Raw genomic sequence first — 24408 nt, 5'->3', positions numbered from 1 at the left:
CAACGCAGGTTCGCCCGAATGCGCGGCCGCTCGCGGGCGGCCGGCTGCGAGGCCGCGGGCCGCCATGCGTCAGCGCTGCGCGAGCCATGCGTCGACGCGTGCGAGCCCGGCGCGCAGCGCGTCGAACAACGCCGCGTTGCCGGCGAGCGAGCCCCACAGCGCGCGGCTCGCGCACAACGCGACGACCGGGTCGTCGGCCTCGACGATCGCCCGCGCGGCGCCGTCGTCCATCACGCCGTCCTGGTACGCATACGGCAGCAAGCCGCGCGCCCAGCGTTCGAGAAAGCGCAGGAACAGCGCCGGCAGCACCGCGGTGGCGACCGGCGCCGCGCCGCGAGCGAGCGATTCGGCGAGCGTCGGCGCGATGAAGCCGGGAATCTTCGAGAAGCCGTCGGCCGCGACGCGCTGGTTCGTGTCCAGCACGTACGGATTGCCGAACCGTTCGAGCACGACGTCGCGGTAGCGTTCGAGGTCGAGCGGGCTCGGGCTGAGACACGGGATCACGTCCTGCGTCACGTAGTCGTGCGCGAAGCGGCGGATCGCCGCGTCGTGCGTGCCTTCGTGGATGTACGTGTGGCCCGCGAGCGTGCCGGCCCACGCGATGCAGCTGTGCGTCGCGTTGAGGATGCGGATCTTCGCTTCCTCGTACGGATGCACGTCGTCGACCAGTTCCGCGCCGGCCAGCTCCCAGCGCGGCCGGCCCGCCGCGAAGCGGTCCTCGATCACCCACTGGATGAACGACTCGCCCATCACCGGACACGCGTCGTCGACGCCGGTTGCCGCGCGCACCCGTTCGCGCACGTCGGCGGTCGGGCGCGGCGTGATGCGGTCGACCATCGCGCTCGGTGTCGCGACGTTCGCATCGAACCACGCGAGCAGATCGGTCTCGCCGCGCCGCTCGAGGAATTCACGCATGCCCGCGCGAAAGCGCGCGCCGTTGTTGCGCAGGTTGTCGCAGCTCTGCAGTGTGAGCGGGCCCGCGCCGCGTTTCGCGCGTTCGGCGAGCAGCGCCGCGAGCGCGCCGTACAGCGTCGTGCGCGCGCCTTGCAGGTCGGCCGCGAGATCGGCGTTCGCGAGGTCGAGCCGGTTGTGTTCGTCGAGGTAGTAGCCGCCTTCGGTGACGGTGAACGACACGATCCGGCACGCCGGGTCGGCGCCGGCGTCGATCAGCGCGGCGAGATCGATCGACCACGGCAGCACGCGCGAGATCGCGCGGACCGTCTCGTACGCGCGCTCGCCCTGCGGCGTGACGGTTTCGAGCGTGTAGGCGCCGTGCTGCGCGGCGAGCGCGTCCATCGTCGCGCGCATGTCGTCGCGGATGTTGCCGACGGTCAGCGACCAGCGTTCGTCGGCCGGCACGGCCGCGTTCACGCGGTGCAGATACCACGCCTGGTGCGCGCGGTGGAACGAGCCTGCGCCGATGTGCAGCAGCACGGGCGCGTGGGCGGAGGGCGATTCGCTCATCCGGGTGTCTCCTGTTCGTGCCAGTCTTTCCTGTCGAATACGATCATTTGCTCTTTATGTGAGCGAATGATCGTATTCGGGCGAGCGAAAGTCAAGGCGCGGGCGCGGCATTTCGATGGTGCGCTGCGGCGGCGCGTGGGCGGGGCGGGGCGGAAGCGGGGGCGGAAGGCGGAAGGCGTCAGCGTCTGTCGCGCATCGATGTGACGAGTTCGTCGAGCAGCGAGCGTGCTGGCCGCCCCGGCAGGGTGCCGTGACGCCGTCGGAACACGGTGAGCGTGAGTAGCGGATGGTGCGGCGCCGCAACGATATGGCGATATGCCGGCGATCGTCCCGGTGGCTCGTCGGCTCGTCGGCACGTCGATATGTCGGCCCGTCGGCCCGTCGGAAACGCGGCGACCGCGTCGGCATCGGATCCCGCACGCGGACGGCGCGAGGCCGATCCCGTGCGTGCCCGGCCCTTGCGCGAGCCGGCGGCGCCGGCTGCGGCGGCACATTCCGCGGCGTGCACACGAACGCGCGTTGCCGCGCGAAGGGGAGGCGCCGGCCCGCACGTCGTCGTGACGCGCGGGCGCGAGGCGTGCGTTACAGCGTGGTGCGCACGTGCCAGAGCTCGGGGAACAGCACGACGTCGAGCATCTTGCGCAGATACGGCGCGCCGCTCGTGCCGCCGGTGCCCTGCTTGAAGCCGATGATGCGCTCGACGGTCGTCACGTGGCGGAAGCGCCACTGGCGGAACGCATCCTCGAGATCGACGAGTTCCTCGGCCATCTCGTAGAGCTCCCAGTGCTGCTGCGGGTGACGATAGACCTCGAGCCACGCGGCCTCGACCGTTTCGTCGTGACGCATCGGCTGCGTCCAGTCGCGCTCGAGCCGTTCCGGCGCGATCGGGAAACCGCGCCGTGCGAGCAGGCGCACGACCTCGTCGTAGAACGACGGTGCCTCGAGCGTCGCGCGCACCTGTTCGAGGATGTCGGGCCGGTGCGCATGCGGCTGCAGCATCTGCACGTTCTTGTTGCCGAGCAGGAATTCGAGCTGCCGGTACTGGTACGACTGGAAGCCCGACGACTGGCCGAGATACGGCCGCATCGCCGAATACTCGGACGGCGTCATCGTCGACAGCACGTTCCACGCCTGCACGAGTTGCTCGAGGATCCGCGACACGCGCGCGAGCATCTTGAACGCGGGCGGCAGCGCGTCGCCGCGCACCGCGTCGAGCGCGCCGCGCAGCTCGAACAGCGCGAGCTTCATCCACAGCTCGCTCGTCTGATGCTGGATGATGAACAGCATCTCGTTGTGATCGGGCGACAGCGGATGCTGCGCGTCGAGGATCGCGTTCAGCGACAGGTAGTCGCCGTAGCTCATCGACTTCGAGAAATCGAGCTGCGCATCGTGCCAGCCGGCTTGAGCGGTGGCTTCGCCGGGCACGTGCGGCGCTTCATGAGCCGGTTGGGCCGCGCGTGCGCCCGAGAACGGGCAGCCCGCCGGCGCGTCGTCGCCGGGTGGCTGAATATGACCAGAATTCACGACTTTCTCCAGATTTGAATGACGGGGCGCGGCGCGCAATCCGCACGTCGCGGCGGCGCGCGCCGGGCCGGAAGCGGTCAGGTCACCGCGCCGCGCTCGGCGAACTCGGGCGCCTTCCACGCGTCGGTGGCGAGGATGTCGCGCAGCGTCTCGACGGCATCCCACACGTCGACGAAGCGCGTATAGAGCGGCGTGAAACCGAAGCGCAGCACGTAAGGCTCGCGGTAGTCGCCGATCACGCCGCGCGCGATCAGCGCCTGCATCACCTCGTAGCCGTGCGGATGCTCGAAGCTCGCCTGCGAGCCGCGCTGGTGATGCGCGCGCGGCGTGACGAGCTTCAGCGACAGGCCCGCGCAGCGCGTTTCGACGAGCGCGATGAACGCGTCGGTCAGCGCGAGCGACTTGCGGCGGATCGCGTGCATGTCGGTCTGCAGGAACACGTCGAGCCCGCATTCGACCATCGACATCGACACGATCGGCTGCGTGCCGCACAGGAAGCGCGCGATGCCCGGATCGGGCGCGAAGCCCGGCTGCATCGCGAACGGTGCGCGGTGGCCCCACCAGCCCGACAGCGGCTGCGAGAAATGCGCGAGATGGCGCCGCGGCACCCACACGAAGGCCGGCGAACCGGGGCCGCCGTTCAGGTACTTGTACGTGCAGCCGACCGCGCCGTCCGCGTGCGCGCCGTTCAGGTCGACCGGCACCGCGCCGGCCGAATGCGCGAGATCCCACAGCATCAGCGCGCCCGCATCGTGCACGAGCTGCGTGACGGCCGGCATGTCGTGCATGTAGCCGGTGCGGTAGTTCACGTGCGTGATCATCGCGACGGCCGTGTCCGCGCCGAGCGCGTCGGGCAGGTCCGCCGGATCGTCGATCAGGCGCAGCTCGTAGTCGCCGCCGAGCTGTTCGATCAGCCCTTGCGCGATGTACAGGTCGGTCGGGAAGTTCGAGCGCTCCGACACGATCACGCGGCGCTCCGGCGCGCGTTCGGCCTGGTGGCGCAGCATCGCCGACAGCAGCTTGAACAGGTTGATCGAGATGGTGTCGGTCACGACGGTTTCGCCGGGCGCGCCGCCGATCAGCGTCGCGAGCTTGTCGCCGAGGCGGCGCGGCAGCGCGAACCAGCCGGCGGTGTTCCAGCTGCGGATCAGGCCTTCGCCCCATTCGGCGCCGATCACCTGTTGAGCGCGGGCGGCCGATGCGCGCGGCTGCGCGCCGAGCGAGTTGCCGTCGAGATAGATCACGCCGTCGGGCAGCGCGAACTGGTCGCGCAGCGCGGCGAGCGGGTCGTCGCGGTCGAGGGCGAGCGCGTCTTCACGGGTCTTGATGATCATGATGTCGGGTCAGTAGTTCGCGGACGAGTGGTTCGCGGGTCGATGGTTGGATGAATCAGGAGGACCGGCCGGGCAGCGCGCGCAGCACCGCACGCACGGGGCTCGCGTCGAGCGTCGCGAACTTCAGCGGCAGCGCGATCAGCTCGTAGTCGCCGGGCGGCACGTCGTCGAGCACGATCCCTTCGAGGATCGCCATCCGGTGCGCGCGCACGCGGTGATGCGCATCCATGGTCTTCGAGTCCTGCGGGTCGAGCGACGGCGTATCGATGCCGATCAGCTTGACGCCGTGCGCGGCGAGCAGGTCGACGGTCTCGGGCGCGACCGCGCAGAAGCTGCTGTCCCATTGCGCGACGCTGGCGCGCGCATAGGTGCGCAGCAGCACGCGCGGCGGCACGCCGGCGAGCGCGGCCTCGAGGTCGGCCGGGCGCACGACCGGCGATGCGCCGATGCAGTGGATCACGCGGCACGGGCCGAGATAGGTGTCGAGCGGCACCGCGCCGATCGGCGCGCCGTCGGCGTCGTAGTGAAGCGGCGCGTCGCAGTGCGCGCCGGTATGCGGCGACAGCGTCAGGCGCGCGACGTTGACCGGCGAGCCGGCCTCCATCCGCCATATGCGTTCGACGGAAACCGGCGTGTCGCCCGGCCACACGGGGGTGGCGGGGCTGACGGGCGGCGAGATGTCCCAGAGTGTGTCCATGGCATGACGAGTCGGTGAATCGATGCTTCGAATGATAGGTGGACGCTCGCAGAAAGTGCTTGCGAAATAAACATGGACAATCCGCCCGATTGGCAGATAATTCGACTCAGAGGGAAAACGGGGACCAAAAATGCACGCGATCACGCTCGATGCCACCGACTGCCGGATTCTGGCGGTCCTGCAGGAAGAGGGCAGAATCAGCAATCTCGATCTGGCGGAACGCATCTCGCTTTCGCCATCCGCCTGTCTGCGCCGGATGCGCCTGCTCGAGGAGCAGGGCGTGATCGAGCACTATCGCGCGTGCCTGAGCCGCGAGAAGCTCGGCTTCGAGCTCGAGGCGTTCGTGCAGGTGTCGATGCGCAACGAAGAGAATCAATGGCACGAGCGCTTCGCGGAGGCGCTGCGCGAATGGCCGGAGGTGGTCGGCGCGTTCGTCGTGACGGGCGAGAGCCACTACCTGCTGCGCGTGCTCGCGCACAACCTCAAGCACTATTCGGATTTCGTGCTGAACCGGCTCTACAAGGCGCCGGGCGTGATGGACATCCGTTCGAACATCGTGCTGCAGACGCTGAAGGACGAAGCGGGCGCGCCGGTCGGGCTGGCGCGCATGGGGGCGATCAAAGCGGTGTGAGGCGGTGGAAGCCGCCGCCGTGGAACACGAGCGGCGGAGCGGCATCCGACACGGCACGCACGCCGCAGCGTTCCACTTCGCCGACGAAGATCACATGGTCGCCTTCGTCGTAGCGGCTGCGGTTGTGGCATTCGAACCACGCGAGCGCACCGTCGAGCACCGGCATGCCCGAGTTGCCGGCCGCGTGCGCGATCCCTTCGAAGCGGTCGCCCTTGTAGGTCGAGAAGCGCTTGCACAGGTCGAGCTGCGACGCCGCGAGCACGTTCACCACGTAATGGCTGTTGCTGCGGAACACCGGCGTCGACGCCGATTTGTGCGCGAGGCTCCACAGCACGAGCGGCGGATCGAGCGACACCGAGTTGAACGAGCTCGCGGTGATGCCGATCAACTGCCCGGACGGCGCACGCGTCGTGATGACCGTGACGCCGGTCGCGAACTGGCCGAGCGCCTGGCGAAAGGCGGCCGAGTCGAAATCGGGCGGGGTGGCATGCTTCATCGGGCGGCCATCCGGATCGAAACGGACAGGCGCGGCGCGCGGCGGGTGCGGGAGGCGCGGCGGACGAAAGGCGGCAAGGCCAGGGCGGTCGGTCGGGAAGTGGTGCGCATGGCGCGATTTTAGCGGAATCGCGACCGCCGGGCCCGTGCGGACGGTGCATTGCGGGGCCAGCGTGAGGTAGCGAACACAGTCGCGCGGCGCCGCGATCGGGCCGGCGGCGGCGTTTCTGGCGTGTTTTATCGCGCGCGGTCGGTGGCCCGCCCATGCGGCAGGCCATCCGTCACGCCATGAATCCCGCGCGGCAGCCGCCGCGCGTGCGCTACCGCGCCGCCGCCAGCCCGAGCGACAGCACACCCGTCAGGATCAGGCTCGACGCCCACACCGCATCGAGGTTGAACCAGCTCCGCGCGACGAACTTCAGCCCGAGATAGCGGTACACGAGCCACGCGAGCACGCCGCCCGTGCCGATCATCGCGGCCGCGTGCACGGCCGCGACGACGAGCGCCATTCCGAGATGCGCGTCGACGAGCGTGGCCGCCGCGCGATCGCCGGCGTCCGTGTCGAGCCCGCAAAGCCCCAGATAGATCGGCACCAGCATCAGCCCGGCGCCGTGCGCGAGCGCGACCGCGAACGACCACAGCCCGAGCCGCGCGGGCGGAATCCGCGCGAGCGCACGCGGGTGACGCCGCCGGATCAGCAGCACCGCGCCGAAGCCGATCACGAGCGCGCTCGCGCCGATCCGGATCGCCGACTGCCATGCAAGCAGCGCGGCGAGCAGCCCGAACGGCAGCATCACCATGAATACCGCGAGCGCATGGCCGAGCGCGAGATAGCCGAGCGCCGCGACGAGCGCGCCGTCGCGGCGCGTCATCAACGCGTTCGACACCGCGAGCGGCCAGCCCATCGCCGGATTGAGCCCGTGATAGACGCCGCTCGCGAGCACGGCCGCCCACAGCGCGAGCGGCGCGGAGAGGCCGGCGCTCAACGCTTGACCGACGGATAGCAGAACGAGTCGGTCGAGCAGTCGCCGCCTTCCAGCCGGATCTGGTGCGCGCGATAGCCGTCGGGGAACTCGACCCAGTAGTCGTCGGCGAGCGTCAGCCCGCCGTCCGGCCCCGCATGCGCGAGCACCTGCGCGGCCGGCACGCCGTCCGGATAGAACTGGTCGTCCCACGTCGAGTAGAGCGAGTTGGTCCAGTACACGCGCCGGCCGTCGCGGCTGATTTCCACCATCTGCGGGCCGCCGGCGAACGCGCGGCCGTTCGAGTGCGGCGCGCGGCGCACGATCCCGCCGATGCGCACCGACCCGGCGAGCACCGGGTGACGCGGATCCGACACGTCGTACTGACGCATCTCGCCCGTGCCCCAGCACGATACGTACAGGAAACGGTCGTCGAGCGACAGGTCGATGTCGGTCACGAGCGGCGGCACCGCGCCGAATCCCTGGAGCAGCGGCGGCAGTTCGTCGGCGGCGGCCGGCTCGGGCGGAATCGTCGCGGTCTTCTCCACATGGAACTGGCCGTCCTCGCGCCACCAGGTCCAGATCGATCCTTCGAGATTGGTCGTGTCGACCACGACGCCGACGAACCCGTATTCGCGCACCGGATCGTGCGCGGGCCGCACTTCGAGCGCCATCTGGTGCTGCGCGCCGAGATCGATCGTCTGCACGTTGCGCCGCGCGCGCAGGTCCCAGAAATGCAGCCGGTGGCCGTAGCGGTTCGCGAGCAGGTCTTCCGGCACGATGCCGTTCTCGAATTGCGGCGGCAGCGCCCATTCGCTCGACACCATGTAGTCGCGCGGCAGGTTCCACCAGAAGTCGTAATGCTTGTCCTGCGGGCCGCGGTCGATTTCCCAGCGGCCGAGCACGTCGAAGGTCTCGCAGTCCATGATGAAGATGCCGGGCGCGCCGTCGGTGCCGTCCGGGCCCGCGCCGCCGAGCGTGCTCACGTAGATGCCCTCGGGGCCGCAATGAACCGTATGCGGCCGCGAATAGCCGGTCTTCGCGAACACCTCGCCGGGCTCGATGATCTTGTGGATACGCGCCTGCGTCGGGTGCGGCTTCGTGTCGATCACGTAGATCCGCGACGAGCGCAGGCCCGGGATGATCAGGAAGCGGCGCTCGAGAAACGCGTGACCGGTCAGCGGCGACAGCGACGACGAGCACGCATTCCAGCCGAAGTGGTGGAATTCGTCGCCGGTGTTCGGCATCGTCACCGTGTGCACGATCTTGCCGTAGGTCGCCGAGCCGGGTTTCACGTCGATCACGGCGAGCGCGTCGGGCCTGGAAAAATCGGGGCTCAGCAACAACGTATAGGCAAATTCCTCCGCCGGCGCCTGCATCGCAAGTTCCGGCGAAGCGTGAAAGGTCGGGTCAGGCCGCATGCTCATCGTGGTGCCTCTCTCGGTTGTATCGGATCACGGGCGCACGGCCGTTCACTGCGGGCGTGCGGGTCGAACAGGTTGCGTGACGGGAATGCACAGGCGGTGGCGCGCGATTGCAGGACGCGCGGTGCGGTGCATCAGATCGGGAAAGCGGGGAAACGCGGCGCGCCGGATCGTCGCGCAGGCGGCGCAACGGGCGTACGGTGACGCGAGGGTGCGGTGAAGGCGACGGCGCGCGGGGCACCGGCGGCCGGGCCCGTCATGCGGGCGATTTCTGCTGAGGCGTGCATATCGATGTTCCGGCAGATGTTGTTGGCATCAGGGCGGGCATGCATCGGACGCTGCGTGCAGCCGGACGGTGTGCCGTCGCGGCGAAGCGTGCCTAAGTGTAGTCGAGAAACGCGCAGCCGGTGGCGCGCGGCGCGCATGCGGTTCTGCCGGATTCGCGCGCGAGTGAGATACTTGAACGCTGCCGCTGCGCGCCGGGCAACCGGGCAGCGACGATAAGGACCGGCGGCGCCGGCGCGTGCCTGCGTGCCGGCCGCCGTCTTCAACGAGGTACTGATTTCATGGTGAACGAGATGCTTGAAACCGCGACTGTGGGCGGCGGGTGCTTCTGGTGCACGGAGGCCGTGTTTCTCGACGTCGACGGCGTGACGGCCGTCCAGTCGGGCTATGCGGGCGGCCATACGCGCAATCCCGGCTATCGCGACGTCTGCGACGGCGACACCGGTCACGCCGAGGTCGTGAACGTGACGTTCGATCCGGCGCGCATCGGTTATCGCGAGATCCTCGAGATCTTCTTCGCGACGCACGATCCGACCCAGCTGAACCGGCAGGGCAACGACGTCGGCACGCAATACCGGTCGGTCGTGTTCACGCATTCCGACGCGCAGCGCGACGTCGCGCTCGACGTGATCCGCGAACTGGAGCGCGAGCAGGTGTTCGGGCAGCCGATCGTCACGCAGGTCGTGCCGCTCGACGGCAACTACTGGCCGGCCGAGGACTATCATCAGAACTATTACGCACGCAATCCGGGGCAGGGCTACTGCTCGGTCGTGATCGGGCCGAAGCTCGCGAAATTCCGCCAGAAGTTCTCGCACCGGCTGAAGTCGCAGCGCGGCGCGTAATCGACGTAATCGGCACGTCGGCCGCAAGCGGCGCGGGCACCCGCGCCGCGACCCCTACGCAGCCTCGCTGCGCCAGTGCGCGCACGCGGCGGCGATCTCGCGCGCGAGCGCGAGGCACGACAGCGGCGCGGAGCCTTCCGCCTTGTTGTTGATCGTGATGATCACCGGCTGTCCGGCCAGCGCGTAGCGCGCGGCCAGCTCGGCGAGCGCCGCGCGCGTGGCCGGGTCCTCGTCGACGAGCTTGTCGAACGGCTCGTACTTCGCTTTCGCCTGTTCGTACTTGAAGCCGCCGTGCAGGCTCCAGCGCACGATCAGCGGGCCCGGCGCATCGCCGTCGAGCAGCGCGAGCGCGGCCGCCTGGCGCAGCGGGTCGGGCATCCGCGCGTGCAGGCCGACGCAGTAGCGCACGCCGAGCGCCGCGAGCGCGCGGATGAAGCGCGGCGTGAGCAGGCTCGCGTCGCGGATCTCGATCGCGTAGCGCGTGCCGTCGGCGTCCGGCGGCAGCAGCGGCAATGCCGCGAAGAATGCCGACAGCCGGTCGATCAGCGCGGCCGGCTCGGCGAGCAGTTGATCGGGCATCGGCGAGAACTGGAACACCAGCACGCCGGCCTTCCGGCCGAGCCCTTCGAGGCACGGCTGCACGAATTCCCGGGTCGCGAGCTGCGCGTCGAGGAAGGTCGGGTTCGGGCCCGACGGCTCGCCGCGCCTGCCGCGCACGACCGCATCGGTGACGGACGCCGGCGCCTTCACGACGAAGCGGAAGTCGTCCGGCACCTGTTGCGCGTAGCGCAGGTAATCGGCCACCGACAGCGGCCCGTAGAACGAGCGGTCGAGGCTTACGCTCTTCAGCAGCGGATGCGCGCCGTACGCCTCGAGCCCTTCGCGCGACAGCTTCGTCTGCGCGAAATCGCCGTCGTAGACGATGCCGTCCCAGCCGGGGAAATACCACGACGACGTGCCGAGCCGCACATTGGGCGGCAGCGCGGCCGCGGCGGCGGCGACTTCCGCGGAAACCGGGGCGGGCGGCACGCCGCGCCGGCGCCGGCTTTTCTTCGGCGGCGCGGCCGGTGGAGACGGTTCGTCCCACAGCAGGCCGGAGGCAGGGGGCGGTTCCGCCGGTTCCTGGTCGGCGCAAGGGCGGGGCGATGCACGGCCGGGGCGCGCGGGCGACTTTGCCGGCCGCGCAGTGTCGTGTTCGTCCGGCGTCACGCGTGCGCCGGCACCTGCAGCGCTGTCGCCATCCGCGGGCGCGGCCGCGCGCGCGTCGTCGGGCGCCGCGCCGCCGAACAGGTCGAACTGCCCGTCGGCGTGCGATCCGCCCGGTTCGTCGCGCTGCTGTCGTTGCGGCGGCGTGTTGCGCCGCGTCCTGCCGTCACCCATGCATGCCCAGCGTGAAGTGCCGCCTAGCGCGGCAGCGTGTGTTCGTACATGTAGCGCCGCGACCACGGCAGCGTTTTCGCGCTGCGTCCGGCCTTGCGGCACACGATCTGGAAGATCGACACGTCGTCGTGTTCGAACGCATACGCGCAACCGGCGAGGTACACGCGCCAGATGCGGAATTTCTCGTCGTCGACGAGCGCGCGCGCCTGGTCCGCCTTCGCCTCGAAGTTCTCGGTCCAGATGTCGAGCGTGCGCGCATAGTGCCGCCGCAGGCTTTCGACGTCAATCGCCTCGAGCCCGCCGCGCTGCGCCGCTTCGAGCGCGAGGCTGATGTGCGGCAGCTCGCCGTCCGGGAACACGTAGCGGTCGATGAATTCGCCGCCGCCGAGCGCCGTTTCGCCGCTTTCCGCGTCGGTCGACGTGATCCCGTGGTTCATCGCGATGCCGTCGTCGGTCAGCAGGTCGTGCACGCGTGAGAAATAGAGCGGCAGGTTCTTGCGGCCGACGTGCTCGAACATCCCGACGCTCGTGATGCGGTCGAACTGCCCGTCGATCTCGCGGTAGTCCTGCAGGCGGATCTCGATCTTGTCCTCGAGCCCGGCGGCCTTCACGCGCGCGGTCGCGAGATCGAACTGGTTCTGCGACAGCGTCACGCCCAGGCACGTCGCGCCGAACTTCTGCGCGGCGCGCAGCACGAGCGCGCCCCAGCCGCAGCCGATGTCGAGCAGGCGCTGGCCGGGCTCCAGCTGGATCTTGGTCAGGATGTGGTCGATCTTCTTGATCTGCGCGGTCGCGAGATCCTCGTCGCCGTTCTCGAAGTACGCGCACGAGTACACCATGTTCTCGTCGAGCCACAGCTGGTAGAACTCGTTCGAGACGTCGTAGTGATACTGGATCGCCTTCCGGTCGGTGTTCTTCGTGTGATTGAAGTAGCGCTTCACGCGCGCGAGCTTGCTCGCGCTGGTGACCGTGCTGCGCGCGAGCGAATAGCTGATGTTGATGATGTCCGACAGCCGGCCTTCGATGTCGATCTTGCCCTTCACGTACGCCTCGCCGAGATTGTCGAGGCTCGGTTCGAGCAAGAGCGGCAGCGCCGACGCGCTGTTGACCTTCAGCGTGACCTGCGGTGCGCTGAAGGTGCCGAAATCGAGTTGATCGCCGTTCCACAGCACGAGGCGCGCCGGTATGTTCGCTTTCGCCCGTACTTCGTCCGCCCACTGTGCCAGCTTCTTTTCCCAGAACATTTGGATTCTCCGTTTGTTCGTTGAATCGAATACAGCCAAGTATCTTGACCGGCGCCCGCCTCCTGCGAGGCGGGCGCCCGGATGCAACACGAGACACGACCGGCAAGCGGCACCGCGGCCGCGGTTCGGCTTACGGCGACAGGCGCGAGATCGTCCAGCCCGACGCCGCAGCGGCGTCGCGCGTATAGAGCAGGCGGTCGTGCAGCCGCGACGGGCGGCCCTGCCAGAACTCGATCGCGTCGGGCACGACGCGATAGCCGCCCCAGTGCGGCGGGCGCGGCGGGTTCTCGCCGTAGCGTTCGGCCACGTCCTTCTCGCGCGCTTCGAGCGTCGCGCGGCTGTCGATCACGGCGCTCTGCTCGGACGCCCACGCGCCGATGCGCGAGCCGAGCGGGCGCGACGCGAAATAGCGGTCGCTTTCGTCGGCGCTGGTCTTTTCGATCCGGCCCTCGATGCGCACCTGGCGCTCGAGCTCGATCCAGTAGAACAGCAGTGCCGCGTACGGATGGGCGGCGAGGTCGCGCCCCTTGCGGCTTTCGTAATTGGTAAAGAAGACGAACCCGCGTTCGTCGACAGCCTTGATGAGCACGATGCGTGCCGACGGCCGGCCGTCGTCGCCGACGGTGGCGAGCGTCATCGTGTTTGGCTCGGGGAGCTTGGCGGCGAGCGCCTCCTTGAACCAGCGATCGAACTGGGCGAAGGGGTCGGGGGCGGCATCGGCTTCGTCGAGCGAAGCACGCGAATAGTTGATGCGGAGATCGGCGAGAGTCGTCATGTTATGCGAACGCTTCAATCTGGGGCCAGTATAGCTAACGCGCGAGAATCGTGCGTGCACAGTGGCGCGTGCCGGCGGGGAGTTCAGGCAAAATAGAGGGCTGCTCGACTTACGTTTTCCTTGCTGCCATGTCCGCTGCCGACACCGCCCCGCTCAGTTCCTCTGATCTTACCCCGACCCCGACAATCCAGCTTGACGTGGATCGCGAGCGCCGCTTCGGCGGCATCGCGCGGCTGTACGGCGCCCCGGCGCTCGCCGCGTTCGAGGGCGCGCACGTGGCCGTGATCGGCATCGGCGGCGTCGGGTCGTGGACGGCCGAGGCGCTCGCGCGCAGCGCGATCGGCACGCTGACGCTGATCGATCTCGACAACGTCGCCGAAAGCAATACGAACCGGCAGATCCACGCGCTCGACGGCAATTACGGCAAGCCGAAGGTCGACGCGATGGCCGAGCGGATCGCGCTGATCGATCCCGCGTGCCGCGTGAACCGCATCGAGGATTTCGCGGAACCCGACAACTTCGACGCGCTGCTCGGCGGCGGCTTCGACTACGTGATCGACGCGATCGACAGCGTGCGCACGAAGGTCGCGCTGATCGCGTGGTGCGTCGCGAAAGGGCAGCCGCTCGTCACGGTCGGCGGCGCAGGCGGGCAGCTCGACCCGACGCGCATCCGCATCGACGATCTCGCGCTGACGATCCAGGATCCGCTGCTCTCGAAGGTGCGTGCGCAGCTGCGCAAGCAGCACGGCTTTCCGCGCGGGCCGAAGGCGCGCTTCAAGGTCAGCGCCGTGTATTCGGACGAGCCGCTGATCTATCCGGAAGCGGCCGCGTGCGACATCGAGGATGGCGCGGAACCGTCCGCCGCCGCGCATGTCGCGGGGCTCAACTGCGCGGGGTTCGGTTCGAGCGTGTGCGTGACCGCGAGCTTCGGTTTCGCGGCCGCCGCGCATGCGTTGCGGGCGATCGCGGCGCGGGCCGCGGGTTGATCGCGGCGTCGAGCGACGCGCCAAGGAATGTTGCGGCGCGGCGGAGCCGCCGCGCGCGACGAGGCGAGTCGGCCAGGCCATCGCGGCCCGGCCGTTCGTTCGTCAGTTGAGCGCCATGCTCAGCTTGCGCCGCCACGCGGCGACGAGTTCCGGGCGATCGCCCGCCAGCTCGAACACCGAGATCATCGTACGGCGGCCGAGGTCGTCGCCATACGCGCGGTCGCGCAGCACGATTTCCAGCAACTGCTCGAGCGCGCCTTCGTACGCGCGGCGCGCGATCAGGCTCTGCGCGAGGTCGAAGCGTGCGTCGAGATCGGCGGGGTTCGCCGCGATGCGCGCCTCGAGCGCGTCGGTCGGCGGCAGGTCGGCCGTCGCGTCGAGCGCATCGAAACGGGTCTTGATCGCCTGGTAGCGCGGATCGGTGCCCTGCACGGTCTGCGGCGACAGGCGTTCGGCCTCGGCGCGTGCGGCGTCCACCTGGTTGTTCGCGAGCAGCAGTTCGATCAGGTCGAGCCGCGCGTCGTCGAAGCCGGGGTTCAGCGCGAGCGCCGCTTCGAGGTGGGTGATCGCATCGTCGTAGCGCGATTCGGCGATCGCGTATTGTGCGGCGCGGCGCTCGGCTTCGTCGGGCGCGGGCAGCAGCCGGTCGAGGAACGCGCGCAACTGGCCTTCCGGCAGCACGCCGATGAACTGGTCGACCGGGCGCCCGTCGGCGAACGCGATCACGTGCGGGATGCTGCGCGTCTGGAAGTGCGCGGCGAGTTCCTGGTTCTCGTCCACGTTCACCTTCACGAGCTTCCAGCGGCCTTCGTAATCGGCTTCGAGCTTTTCGAGCAGCGGACCGAGCGTCTTGCAGGGGCCGCACCACGGCGCCCAGAAGTCGACCAGCACGGGCGTGTCCAGCGACGCCTCGATGACGTCTTTCTCGAAAGTGGCAAGCGTGGTGTCCATGTCGTTCTCTTCGGTTCGAATGTCGTCAGGATGGGGGCGGCGCGCCCCTTTTTCAACGCGGCTTCGACTCGGGCAGCGGAATCCACTCGGTTTCGCCGGGCACCTTGCCCATTTCCTGGTTCGTCCACGCCCGTTTCGCGCGCTCGATCGCGTCGCGGCTGCTGGCGACGAAGTTCCATTCGATGAAGCGCTCGCCGTCGATCCTGTCGCCGCCCAGCAGCATCGCGCGCGCGCCGTTGCCGCTCTCGAGCGTGACGGTGGCGCCCGGTGCGAGCACGGCCATCTGCTCGGCCGGCACCGGCGTGCCGTCGATCGACAGGTCGCCGTCGACCACGTAGACCGCGCGTTCCTCGTGCGATGCGTCGAGTTCGAGGTGGCCGCCGGCCGCGAATTCGGCGGCGACGTACAGCGTGCGCGAGAACGTCGTGACGGGCGAGCGCAGGCCGAACGCGTCGCCGGCGATCACCGTGAGCGACACGCCGTTCTCGTCGCGCTTGGGCAGCGTGTCGGCCGCATGGTGCTCGAACGACGGCTCGGTGGTCTCGTGGGCAACCGGCAGCGCGACCCAGGTCTGGATCCCGTGCACCGTGTGGCCGCTCGCGCGCTGCGCGTCGGGCGTGCGCTCCGAGTGGACGATGCCGCGGCCGGCCGTCATCCAGTTCACGTCGCCCGGCACGATCTCCTGCAGCGAGCCGAGGCTGTCGCGGTGCAGGATCGCGCCGTCGAACAGGTAGGTGACGGTGGCGAGCCCGATATGCGGATGCGGGCGCACGTCGAGCCCGGTGCCGGCCGGCAGCGTCGCGGGCCCCATGTGATCGAAGAAGATGAACGGGCCGACGAGGCGTGCGGCGAGCGCGGGCAGCGTGCGGCGCACCTGCAGGTTGCCGATGTCGCGGATGTGCGGCTTCAGCAGGGCTTTGATCGGATCGGTCATGGCGGGCCTCGTGGGGAACGGCAGGAATGCCGGTAATTGTACTGGCGGCACGGCGGCCACGCGTGCAACGGGCAGCCGGATGTCCGCCGCGCGATGCGGCCGCGGGGCAGGCACGCGTCGTGCGGCGCGGCCACGGCGCCGTGCCTGGCGCCGATTCCATGTGCACCGCGCGGGTATCGGGTCGCGCGGCGAAATTCGGTAGACTGAGCGGCGTTCAGGAAACCATCCGACAAAATCGAGGAGACGCCGATGATGGCCCCGAAGGACTTGCTGCTCGCGCTGGTCGTGATCCTGGCGTGGGGCGTGAACTTCGTCGTGATCAAGGTCGGCCTGCACGGCATGCCGCCGATGCTGCTCGGCGCGCTGCGCTTCACGCTCGCCGCGGTGCCCGCGGTGTTCTTCGTGCGCCGGCCGCAGATTCCGTGGCGCATGCTGATCCTGTATGGCGCGACGATCCAGCTCGGCCAGTTCGTGCTCCTGTTTACCGGCATGTACGTCGGCATGCCGGCCGGCCTCGCGTCGCTCGTGTTGCAGTCGCAGGCATTCTTCACGCTGGTGTTCGCGATGCTGTTCCTCGGCGAGCGGCTGCGCGTGCAGAGCCTGGTCGGGCTCGCGGTCGCCGCGGCCGGACTCGTCGTGATCGCTGCGCAGGGCGGCCGCGCGATGACGCTCGCGGGCTTCCTGCTGACCCTCTGCTCGGCCGCGATGTGGGCGTTCGGCAATATCGTCACGAAGAAGCTGGGCAAGGCCAACCTGGTGTCGCTCGTCGTGTGGGCGAGCCTCGTGCCGCCGGTGCCGTTCTTCCTGCTGTCGCTGTGGTTCGAGGGGCCGCAGCGGATCGAGGCCGCGCTGCTCGGGCTGAACGGCGCGTCGATCTTCGCGGTCGTCTATCTCGCGTTCGTCGCGACGCTGCTCGGCTACGGCTTGTGGAGCCGCCTGATGTCGCGTTATCCGGCCGCCCAGGTCGCGCAGTTCTCGCTGCTGGTGCCGATCGTCGGGCTCGCGTCGTCGGCGCTGCTGCTCGACGAGCATCTGACGGACGCGCAGCTGATCGGCGCCGCGCTCGTGATGGGCGGGCTCGCGGTGAACGTGTTCGGCGGGAAGCTCGCGCGCCGCTTCGCGGCGTTGTGACGCGCCGGCACGCAGCGCGTGCCGGCGGCGGGGCAGGGTGGCCGGTCAGGCCATCCGGCTCTTCGCGAGCGGCGGATTCGCGGCGAAGTAACGCTTGATGCCGCGGAAGATCGCGTCGGCCATCTGGTCGCGGTAGCTGTCGTCGTTCAGCCGGCTTTCCTCTTCCGGATTGCTGATGAACGCCGTCTCGACGAGGATCGACGGAATGTCGGGCGCCTTCAGCACCGCGAACCCGGCCTGCTCGACCGAGCCCTTGTGCAGCTTGTTGATGCCGCCGACTTCCTTCAGCACGTAGTTGCCGTAGCGCAGCGAATCGCGGATCTGCGCGGTCGTCGACATGTCGAACAGCGCGCGGCTGACTGCCGCGTCCTGGGTCTTGATGTTGATGCCGCCGATCAGGTCGGACGAGTTCTCCTTGTTCGCGAGCCAGCGCGCCGCGGCGCTCGACGCGCCGTGGTCGGACAGCGCGAACACCGACGAGCCGCGCGCGGACGGCGTCGTGAACGCATCGGCGTGGATCGACACGAACAGGTCCGCGCCGACGCGGCGCGCCTTCTGCACGCGCACGTTCAGCGGCACGAAGAAGTCGGCGTCGCGCGTCATCATCGCGCGCATGTTCGGCGCGCCGTCGATCTTCGCGCGCAGCTTCTTCGCGATGTCGAGCGCGACGTGTTTCTCGTACGTGCCGCCGCCGCCGATCGCGCCCGGATCCTCGCCGCCGTGGCCCGGGTCGATCGCGACCGTCAGCAGGCGCACGGTGCCGCCCTTGCCGGATTTCGGCGCGGTGAACTTGTAGGTGTCGCCGTCGTCCTCGCTGTCGTCGCGGCGCGCGATGACGGGCGGCGGCTTGACGGCCGGCTTCGCGGGCGTGGCAGGCGAAGACGGCGTCGCGGCGGCCGGCGGCGTGCGCGGCGCGGCCGGCGTGTTCTGCGCGAAGCGCTGGAAGAACGCGTCGCTGTTGTCGTTGCCCGCGACGGGCGGCGTCGCCGGCCCGTTCAGCGCGCTCGGCGGCTGCACCTGCTGCGCGCGCGCGGTGTCGTTGAGCGCCTGTTCCTTGCGTTCCGTCTGCGCGATCAGGTCGGTCAGCGGATCGGGCGCGACGGCCGGATACAGGTCGAACACGAGCCGGTACTTGTAGGTGCCGACCGGCGGCAGCGTGAACACCTGCGGCTTCACCGAGCCTTTCAGGTCGAACACCATCCGCACCACGTGCGGCTGATACTGGCCGACGCGCACCGACTGGATCTGCGGATCGTTCGGCGCGATCTTCGACACGAGGTCGCGCAGCGCCTGGTCGAGGTCGAGCCCGTTCAGGTCGACGACGAGCCGGTCGGGACCCTGCAGCAGCTGTTGGCTATTCTGCAGCGGCTGGTCGGATTCGATCGTGACGCGCGTGTAATCGCGCGCGGGCCATACACGCACGCCGAGCACCGACGACGCGTGCGCGAGCCGCGGCGCGACGAGGCCGAGCACCAGCGTCGACGCGCCCGCGCACAGGATCTGGCGGCGCCGCCAGTTGTGCGTGGCGGTGGCCGCCGATTCGATCGAGCGGAACGGTTTGATCAACATCTTTCGAGACATGCCTTTCCTGAAGCGCTGTACGCACGGACGGTGAGGGCGCGGCCGTCGCCATCCACGTCGAGCGAGAAAACCAGATCGGGCACGCCGAGCAGCGGGCCCGCCTGCTGCGGCCATTCGACGAGGCAGATCGCGCTGGAATTGAAATACTCGCGAAAGCCTGCATCGGACCATTCGGCCGGATCGTTGAATCGATACAGATCGAAGTGATAGACCTCAAGTTCCCCGTCGTCGCGCGCGAACGCGTACGGTTCGACGAGCGTGTAGGTCGGGCTGCGCACGCGCCCCGGGTGGCCGAGGCCGCGCAGGATCGCGCGCACGAGGGTCGTCTTGCCCGCGCCGAGGTCGCCGATCAGCTGGATCTGCAGCCCGTTGAACGCGTGTGCATGGGCGAGTTCGCTACGCGCCGCGTCGAGCGCGTGCGCGAAGCGGGTGCCGAAGGCCTCGGTCGCCGCTTCGTCGGCGAGTGCGATCACGCGCTCCGCGAGCGGGGCGGGCAGCGTGTCGGCATGAGGCGTATGGGACGTGGCTGGCATTCTCGTAAAATAGTGCGATGAACCGATTACCGGAACTCGCCGCATCCGACAGGCCTTCGACTCGTGCCGAAGGCGCGGCGCCGTGCGCGCTCGATGATGCGACGTTGGCTGCGCTCGCCGCGCGCATCAGGGCGTGGGGGCGCGAATTGGGTTTCGGGGCGATAGGCATCAGCGATACCGATCTCTCGGATGCCGAAGCAGGCCTCGCCGCCTGGCTGGAAGCCGGGTACCACGGCGAAATGGATTATATGGCGAAACACGGGATGAAACGCGCGCGGCCGGCCGAACTTGTGGCCGGTACGCGACGCGTGATTTCCGCGCGGCTCGCCTATCTGCCGGCCGAAACGCTCGCCGCCGACCCACCCGATGCGTCATCCGGCGCGCTCGCGCCGCACGACTGGCGCGCACGCGAGCGCGCGCGTCTCGACGATCCGCAGGCGGCCGTCGTGTCGATCTACGCACGCGGCCGCGACTACCATAAGGTGCTGCGCAACCGGCTGCAGACGCTCGCGGAGCGCATCGAGCGCGAGATCGGCGCATTCGGCTACCGCGTGTTCACCGATTCGGCGCCGGTGCTCGAGGTCGAGCTCGCGCAGAAGGCCGGGGTCGGCTGGCGCGGCAAGCACACGCTGTTGCTGCAGCGCGACGCGGGTTCGCTGTTCTTCCTCGGCGAAATCTACGTCGACGTGCCGCTGCCGACCGACGCGCAAACGGCGCCCGAGCGCGCGCCCGAGACGCCCGGCGCGCACTGCGGCAGCTGCACGCGCTGCATCGGCGCGTGCCCGACGGGCGCGATCGTCGAACCGTATCGCGTCGACGCGCGCCGCTGCATCTCGTACCTGACGATCGAACTGAAAGGCAGCATTCCGGAGCCGCTGCGGCCGATGATCGGCAACCGCGTGTACGGTTGCGACGACTGCCAGCTCGTGTGTCCGTGGAACAAGTTCGCGCAGGCCGCGCCCGTCGCCGATTTCGACGTGCGGCACGGGCTCGACCGCGCGACGCTCGTCGAGCTGTTCGCGTGGGACGCCGACGCGTTCGACACGCGGATGCAGGGCAGCGCGATCCGGCGCATCGGTTACGAAAGCTGGCTGCGCAATCTCGCGGTCGGGCTCGGCAATGCGTTGCGCGCGCCGGCCGATCGGCTCGCACCCGAAGCGCGCACCGCGATCGTCGCCGCGTTGCGCGCGCGGGCCGACGATCCGTCGCCGGTCGTGCGCGAGCATGTCGAATGGGCGCTGCGTGCCGCATGAAGGCGGCGTAAAGTGTCGTCGGCGCGCGGCGGCGCCGCGTGTTTCACCGGTCAGGAGAAATTCATGTTCAACGCAGTCATCGACGCGCCGTTCGGCAAGGTCGGCATCCGCACCGATGCCGCGGTGGTGCGCGAGATCGTCTATCTACCCGAGTCGGTCAAGTCGGTCGATCCGGATTCGCCGCTCGCGAAGCGCGCGGTCGAGCAGATCGAACGTTATTTCGAGCGTGCGTCGGCGCGCTTCGACCTGCCGCTCGCCGACGTCGGCAGTGCATTCCAGCACCGCGTGTGGAACGTGATCAGCGACATTCCGCCGGGCACGGTGCTGACCTACGGGCAGGTCGCGAAGCGGATCGGCAGCGCGCCGCGCGCGGTCGGCCAGGCGTGTGGCGCGAACTATTTCCCGCTCGTGATCCCGTGTCATCGTGTCGTCGCGGCTGGCGGCCTCGGCGGTTTCGCGAATCACGACGACAATGGCTATTACCAGAAAGTGAAGCGCTGGCTGCTGGCGCATGAAGGCGTGCCGTACTGATGAGCGAACCGTTGCTTTCCCCCGATTCCGATTCCGCATCCGACGCCAGCGATGCCGCGGCCGCCGCATCGCCCGCGCTGCTCGCGAGCCGCGCGTCGATCGACGTGTTCTGCGATGCGCTGTGGCTCGAACATGGGCTCGCGCGAAACACGCTCGATGCGTACCGGCGCGACCTGGCGCTGTTTTCGCAATGGCTGGCCGCGACGCACGACACGTCGCTCGACTCGGCCGACGAAGCGATGTTGACGGGCTACATCGCCGCGCGCAGCGACGGCAAGGCGACGTCGTCGAACCGGCGGCTGTCGGTGTTCCGGCGCTATTACGGCTGGGCCGTGCGCGAGCGTCACGCGAGCGCGGACCCGACGCTGCGGATCACGTCGGCGAAGCAGGCCGCGCGGTTTCCGTCGACGCTGTCCGAGGCGCAGGTCGAAGCGCTGCTCGGCGCGCCCGACATCGGCACGCCGCTCGGCCTGCGCGATCGCACGATGCTCGAGCTGATGTATGCGAGCGGGCTGCGCGTGAGCGAGCTCGTGACGCTGAAGACCGTCGAGGTCGGGCTCAACGAGGGTGTCGTGCGTGTGATGGGCAAGGGTTCGAAGGAGCGGCTCGTGCCGTTCGGCGAAGTCGCGCACGGCTGGATCGAACGCTATCTGCGCGACGCGCGGCCCGCGTTGCTCGGCGCGCGCGCGGCCGACGCGCTGTTCGTGACCGCGCGCGGCGACGGGATGACGCGCCAGCAGTTCTGGAACATCATCAAGCGCCACGCGCAGCAGGCCGACGTGCGCGCGCACCTGTCGCCGCATACGCTGCGCCACGCGTTCGCGACGCACCTGCTGAACCACGGCGCCGACCTGCGCGTCGTGCAGCTGCTGCTCGGCCACAGCGACATCTCGACCACGCAGATCTACACGCACGTCGCGCGCGAGCGGCTGAAGACGCTGCACGCGCAACACCACCCGCGCGGCTAGCGCGGCGCGCGCCGGCCCACGCGCGGGATGCGGCCGGCGCCGCGCGTCACGCGAGTTCGCGCAGCTTGTGCTTCAGCACCTTGCCCGTCGATGCGGCGGGCAGCGCATCGAGCACGCGGATGCGCGCGGGGCGCTTGTACGGCGCGAGCCGTTGCGCGCACCACGCCTGCAGCGCGGCCTCGGTCGCGGCCGCGCCCGGCACCAGCTCGACGAACGCGAGCACTTCCTCGTTGCCCTCGACCGCACGGCCGACGACGGCCGCCTGCACGACGTCCGGGTGCGCGTTCAGCACCTGTTCGACCTCGACCGGATACACGTTGAAGCCCGAGCGGATGATCAGCTCCTTGCTGCGGCCCGCGATCGTCACCGAGCCGTCCGCTGCCTGGCGTGCGAGATCGCCGGTGCTGAGCCAGCCGTCCGGCGACACGGCCGCGCGCGTCGCGTCCGCGTTGCGGTAGTAGCCGAGCATCACGTTCGGCCCGCGCACGCGGATTTCGCCTACTTCGCCCGGCGGCACGTCGGTGCCGTCCGGTGCGACGATCCGCATCTCGACGCCCGGGATCGGCACGCCGACCGAGCAGTCGGTACGCGGCGCGTCGAGCGGCGTCTGCGTGATCGTCGGGCTGCTCTCGGTCATGCCGTAGCCGTTGTGCAGCGGCACGCCGTACACGCGCTCGACGCGCGCCTTCAGGTCGGCGTCGAGCGGCGAGCCGCCCGAATACGCGAAGCGCAGCCGCGGCGCATGCCATGCGTGCGCGTGCGTGTGCAGGTGCTCGAGCAGTTTCGCGTGCATCGCGGGCACGCCCTGGAAGATCGTCACGCCTTCGTCGGCGAGCGCGACGCGCACGGCCTCGGGCGCGAAGCGCGGCGCGAGCCGCAGCGTCGCCCCCGCGTACAGGCTGCCGAGGCAGACCGATGCGAGCCCGTACACGTGCGACACGGGCAGCACCGTATAGACGACGTCGTCGGGCGACACGCCGCGCAGCGCGCTCGACGTCGCCGCGATGAACAGCAGGTTGCGGTGCGACAGCATCACGCCTTTCGGCGTACCCGTCGTGCCGGTCGTGTAGATCAGCGCCGCGCACTGCGCGGCGCCGTCGGGTGACACCGGCTCGTCGGGCGCGCTCGCGTCGACGCGGTACGACCACGTGCCGATGTCGACCGGCAGCGCGTCGGCGGGCGTCGCGCCGTGGCGCGCCGCGTGCGTGCGCGCATCGGGCGATGCTTCCGTCGAGAACGCGATCAGCTTCGGCCGCGCGTGCGCGGCGATCGCATCGAGCTCGCCGGCCGACAGCCGCGCGTTCGACACGAGCGCCCAAGCGTCGACGCGCGCGGCTGCGAACAGCAGCACGATCTGCGCGACGCTGTTTTCCGCGACGATCATCACGCGATCGCCGCCGCGCACGCCGAGGCGCGCGAGCCGCTCGGCGGCCGCATCGACGGCCCGCGACAGCTCGCCGTACGACAGGCGGCGCGCGTCCTCGATCAGCGCCGGGTGCGCGGGCGCTTGCGCGGCCCAGCGGGCGGGCACGTCGGCGATGCGGCCGGGCAGCGCGGCGAGCAGTGCCGCGACGTCGAGCGGCGCGGATGAGCGGACAGGCGAGGACATGGCGTCTCCAGAAGAAGGCCGTGCAGTGGCGCGGCGAGTTTTGCGAACGATCGTGCCATGGCGGCGGGCGCGCCACAATCGGTCAATCGGGCAATAGCGGTTCGCGATGTCCGCAATGATGCCGGTGCGGTGCGAATCGGCTCGACGCGGCTGCGGCTGCGCTCGCCCGGGACAAAAGGGCCGCGAGTATACCGCCGGCGCCCGGTACGCTGTCGCGAAGGCGAAGGCGAAGGCGAAGGCGAAGGCGAAGGCGAAGGCGTGATGCGCTCGTGCGCAATGGCGGGCGATGCATGCGATGGCCGCAACGCCGCCCGCCCGCCGGTCGTTCGCCATTAAAATGCCGCCATGAGCAAATCCAGACACGTGTCCGAGACACCCGCGACCCAGCTGCTGCGCCGCCACGGCGTCGCGTTCGGCGAGCATCCGTACGATTACGTCGAGCACGGCGGCACCGGCGAGTCGGCGCGCCAGCTCGGCGTCGACGAGCATAGCGTCGTGAAGACGCTCGTGATGGAGGACGAGCACGCGAAGCCGCTGATCGTGCTGATGCACGGCGACCGCACGGTGTCGACCAAGAACCTCGCGCGGCAGATCGGCGCGAAGCGCGTCGAGCCGTGCAAGCCCGACGTCGCGAACCGCCATTCCGGCTATCTGGTCGGCGGCACGTCGCCGTTCGGCACGCGCAAGACGATGCCCGTGTACGTCGAGTCGACCATCCTCGAATTGCCGACGATCTACCTGAACGGCGGCCGCCGCGGCTACCTCGTCAGCCTCGCGCCGGCGGTACTCACGACGCTGCTCGGCGCGACGCCCGTGCAGTGCGCGAGCGTCGACTGAGGGTTTCACCTTCGTGGCAGGCCGCGCTCGTTCGGTA

The 24408-nt window shown here is 69.5% G+C and carries 23 protein-coding genes; 8 read left to right on the top strand and 15 right to left on the bottom strand.

Annotated elements, in window-relative coordinates; translation table 11 throughout:
* Positions 1 to 69 precede the first annotated feature (69 nt).
* The 4 genes from dalD to kynB all read right to left on the bottom strand — a co-directional run bounded on the left by dalD (position 70) and on the right by kynB (position 5019).
* Complete coding sequence (dalD, locus tag DIE02_RS08780) at positions 70 to 1464, bottom strand: D-arabinitol 4-dehydrogenase (RefSeq protein ID WP_124486953.1); 1395 nt, start codon at positions 1462 to 1464, stop codon at positions 70 to 72.
* 582 nt (positions 1465 to 2046) lie between these two features.
* Positions 2047 to 2973 carry a tryptophan 2,3-dioxygenase gene (gene kynA, locus DIE02_RS08775; RefSeq protein WP_044844544.1) on the bottom strand — a complete coding sequence of 309 codons (927 nt, stop codon included), beginning with the start codon at positions 2971 to 2973 and terminating at the stop codon, positions 2047 to 2049.
* A 92-nt stretch (positions 2974 to 3065) separates the two neighbouring features.
* Complete coding sequence (gene kynU / locus DIE02_RS08770; RefSeq protein WP_409333442.1) at positions 3066 to 4322, bottom strand: kynureninase; 1257 nt, start codon at positions 4320 to 4322, stop codon at positions 3066 to 3068.
* Positions 4323 to 4377: 55 nt separating this feature from the next.
* The gene (gene kynB / locus DIE02_RS08765; RefSeq protein ID WP_124486954.1) at positions 4378 to 5019 is read right to left on the bottom strand and encodes an arylformamidase; all 642 of its coding nucleotides are present in this window, start codon (positions 5017 to 5019) and stop codon (positions 4378 to 4380) included.
* Positions 5020 to 5149: 130 nt separating this feature from the next.
* Between kynB and DIE02_RS08760 the strand changes: the two genes are divergently transcribed.
* Positions 5150 to 5650, top strand: coding sequence for an Lrp/AsnC family transcriptional regulator (locus DIE02_RS08760; protein ID WP_044844460.1), 501 nt, complete (start codon positions 5150 to 5152; stop codon positions 5648 to 5650).
* Here the strand turns inward: DIE02_RS08760 and DIE02_RS08755 are convergent.
* The 3 genes from DIE02_RS08755 to DIE02_RS08745 form a co-directional block, all read right to left on the bottom strand.
* Positions 5637 to 6146 carry a flavin reductase family protein gene (locus DIE02_RS08755; RefSeq protein ID WP_124486955.1) on the bottom strand — a complete coding sequence of 170 codons (510 nt, stop codon included), beginning with the start codon at positions 6144 to 6146 and terminating at the stop codon, positions 5637 to 5639. The genes DIE02_RS08760 and DIE02_RS08755 overlap by 14 nt on opposite strands.
* 319 nt (positions 6147 to 6465) lie before the next feature.
* Positions 6466 to 7131: a hypothetical protein gene (locus tag DIE02_RS08750; protein WP_124486956.1), complete on the bottom strand. Its 666-nt coding sequence runs from the start codon at positions 7129 to 7131 to the stop codon at positions 6466 to 6468.
* Positions 7128 to 8534 (bottom strand): selenium-binding protein SBP56-related protein, encoded by a 1407-nt coding sequence (locus DIE02_RS08745; protein WP_124486957.1) that lies wholly within the window; start codon positions 8532 to 8534, stop codon positions 7128 to 7130. The genes DIE02_RS08750 and DIE02_RS08745 overlap by 4 nt, the downstream gene beginning before the upstream one ends.
* Positions 8535 to 9097: 563 nt before the next feature.
* Between DIE02_RS08745 and msrA the strand changes: the two genes are divergently transcribed.
* Positions 9098 to 9658 (top strand): peptide-methionine (S)-S-oxide reductase MsrA, encoded by a 561-nt coding sequence (gene msrA, locus DIE02_RS08740; protein WP_044844456.1) that lies wholly within the window; start codon positions 9098 to 9100, stop codon positions 9656 to 9658.
* A 54-nt stretch (positions 9659 to 9712) separates the two neighbouring features.
* Here the strand turns inward: msrA and DIE02_RS08735 are convergent, their stop codons facing one another.
* The 3 genes from DIE02_RS08735 to pdxH form a co-directional block, all read right to left on the bottom strand.
* A complete protein-coding gene (locus DIE02_RS08735) occupies positions 9713 to 11038 on the bottom strand; it encodes a DUF72 domain-containing protein (protein WP_124486958.1) in 1326 nt (441 codons plus the stop codon).
* Between the two features lie 23 nt (positions 11039 to 11061).
* Positions 11062 to 12282 (bottom strand): cyclopropane-fatty-acyl-phospholipid synthase family protein, encoded by a 1221-nt coding sequence (locus DIE02_RS08730; RefSeq protein ID WP_124486959.1) that lies wholly within the window; start codon positions 12280 to 12282, stop codon positions 11062 to 11064.
* Between the two features lie 130 nt (positions 12283 to 12412).
* Positions 12413 to 13057, bottom strand: a complete 645-nt coding sequence (gene pdxH, locus DIE02_RS08725) for a pyridoxamine 5'-phosphate oxidase (protein ID WP_044848555.1) — start codon at positions 13055 to 13057, stop codon at positions 12413 to 12415.
* Positions 13058 to 13185: 128 nt separating this feature from the next.
* Here pdxH and tcdA point away from each other — a divergent pair, with 128 nt between their 5' ends.
* On the top strand, positions 13186 to 14043 hold the full coding sequence (tcdA, locus tag DIE02_RS08720; RefSeq protein WP_124486960.1) for a tRNA cyclic N6-threonylcarbamoyladenosine(37) synthase TcdA: 858 nt from the start codon (positions 13186 to 13188) through the stop codon (positions 14041 to 14043).
* A gap of 102 nt (positions 14044 to 14145) precedes the next feature.
* On the opposite strand, the gene trxA is transcribed toward tcdA, so the two are convergent.
* Positions 14146 to 14994 (bottom strand): thioredoxin, encoded by an 849-nt coding sequence (gene trxA, locus DIE02_RS08715; protein ID WP_044848557.1) that lies wholly within the window; start codon positions 14992 to 14994, stop codon positions 14146 to 14148.
* Positions 14995 to 15046: 52 nt separating this feature from the next.
* Positions 15047 to 15928 (bottom strand): pirin family protein, encoded by an 882-nt coding sequence (locus DIE02_RS08710; RefSeq protein WP_124486961.1) that lies wholly within the window; start codon positions 15926 to 15928, stop codon positions 15047 to 15049.
* Between the two features lie 252 nt (positions 15929 to 16180).
* On the opposite strand from DIE02_RS08710, the gene DIE02_RS08705 reads away from it, so the two are divergent.
* Positions 16181 to 17059, top strand: a complete 879-nt coding sequence (locus DIE02_RS08705; RefSeq protein ID WP_185500337.1) for an EamA family transporter — start codon at positions 16181 to 16183, stop codon at positions 17057 to 17059.
* Between the two features lie 45 nt (positions 17060 to 17104).
* On the opposite strand, the gene DIE02_RS08700 is transcribed toward DIE02_RS08705, so the two are convergent.
* On the bottom strand, positions 17105 to 18640 hold the full coding sequence (locus DIE02_RS08700) for an N-acetylmuramoyl-L-alanine amidase (RefSeq protein WP_044848560.1): 1536 nt from the start codon (positions 18638 to 18640) through the stop codon (positions 17105 to 17107).
* Positions 18622 to 19173: a tRNA (adenosine(37)-N6)-threonylcarbamoyltransferase complex ATPase subunit type 1 TsaE gene (gene tsaE / locus DIE02_RS08695; RefSeq protein ID WP_044848561.1), complete on the bottom strand. Its 552-nt coding sequence runs from the start codon at positions 19171 to 19173 to the stop codon at positions 18622 to 18624. The genes DIE02_RS08700 and tsaE overlap by 19 nt, the downstream gene beginning before the upstream one ends.
* 17 nt (positions 19174 to 19190) lie before the next feature.
* On the opposite strand from tsaE, the gene queG reads away from it, so the two are divergent.
* From queG to xerD, 3 genes are all read left to right on the top strand, one after another.
* Positions 19191 to 20426: a tRNA epoxyqueuosine(34) reductase QueG gene (queG, locus tag DIE02_RS08690; RefSeq protein WP_124486963.1), complete on the top strand. Its 1236-nt coding sequence runs from the start codon at positions 19191 to 19193 to the stop codon at positions 20424 to 20426.
* Positions 20427 to 20489: 63 nt separating this feature from the next.
* Positions 20490 to 20957: a methylated-DNA--[protein]-cysteine S-methyltransferase gene (locus DIE02_RS08685; protein WP_124486964.1), complete on the top strand. Its 468-nt coding sequence runs from the start codon at positions 20490 to 20492 to the stop codon at positions 20955 to 20957.
* Entirely contained in the window at positions 20957 to 21925 is a 969-nt protein-coding gene (gene xerD, locus DIE02_RS08680; RefSeq protein WP_185500332.1) for a site-specific tyrosine recombinase XerD, read from the top strand. Before DIE02_RS08685 ends, xerD begins: the two co-directional genes overlap by 1 nt.
* Before the next feature lie 46 nt (positions 21926 to 21971).
* Here xerD and DIE02_RS08675 read toward each other — a convergent pair whose 3' ends face one another.
* Entirely contained in the window at positions 21972 to 23534 is a 1563-nt protein-coding gene (locus DIE02_RS08675) for a class I adenylate-forming enzyme family protein (protein WP_124486965.1), read from the bottom strand.
* A gap of 345 nt (positions 23535 to 23879) precedes the next feature.
* Here DIE02_RS08675 and ybaK point away from each other — a divergent pair, with 345 nt between their 5' ends.
* Complete coding sequence (gene ybaK / locus DIE02_RS08670) at positions 23880 to 24371, top strand: Cys-tRNA(Pro) deacylase (RefSeq protein ID WP_044848566.1); 492 nt, start codon at positions 23880 to 23882, stop codon at positions 24369 to 24371.
* Positions 24372 to 24408: the final 37 nt, after the last annotated feature.

This window comes from Burkholderia sp. Bp8991, from assembly GCF_003853795.1.
GTDB lineage: Bacteria > Pseudomonadota > Gammaproteobacteria > Burkholderiales > Burkholderiaceae > Burkholderia.
This window is presented reverse-complemented; position numbering and strand designations above follow the sequence as displayed.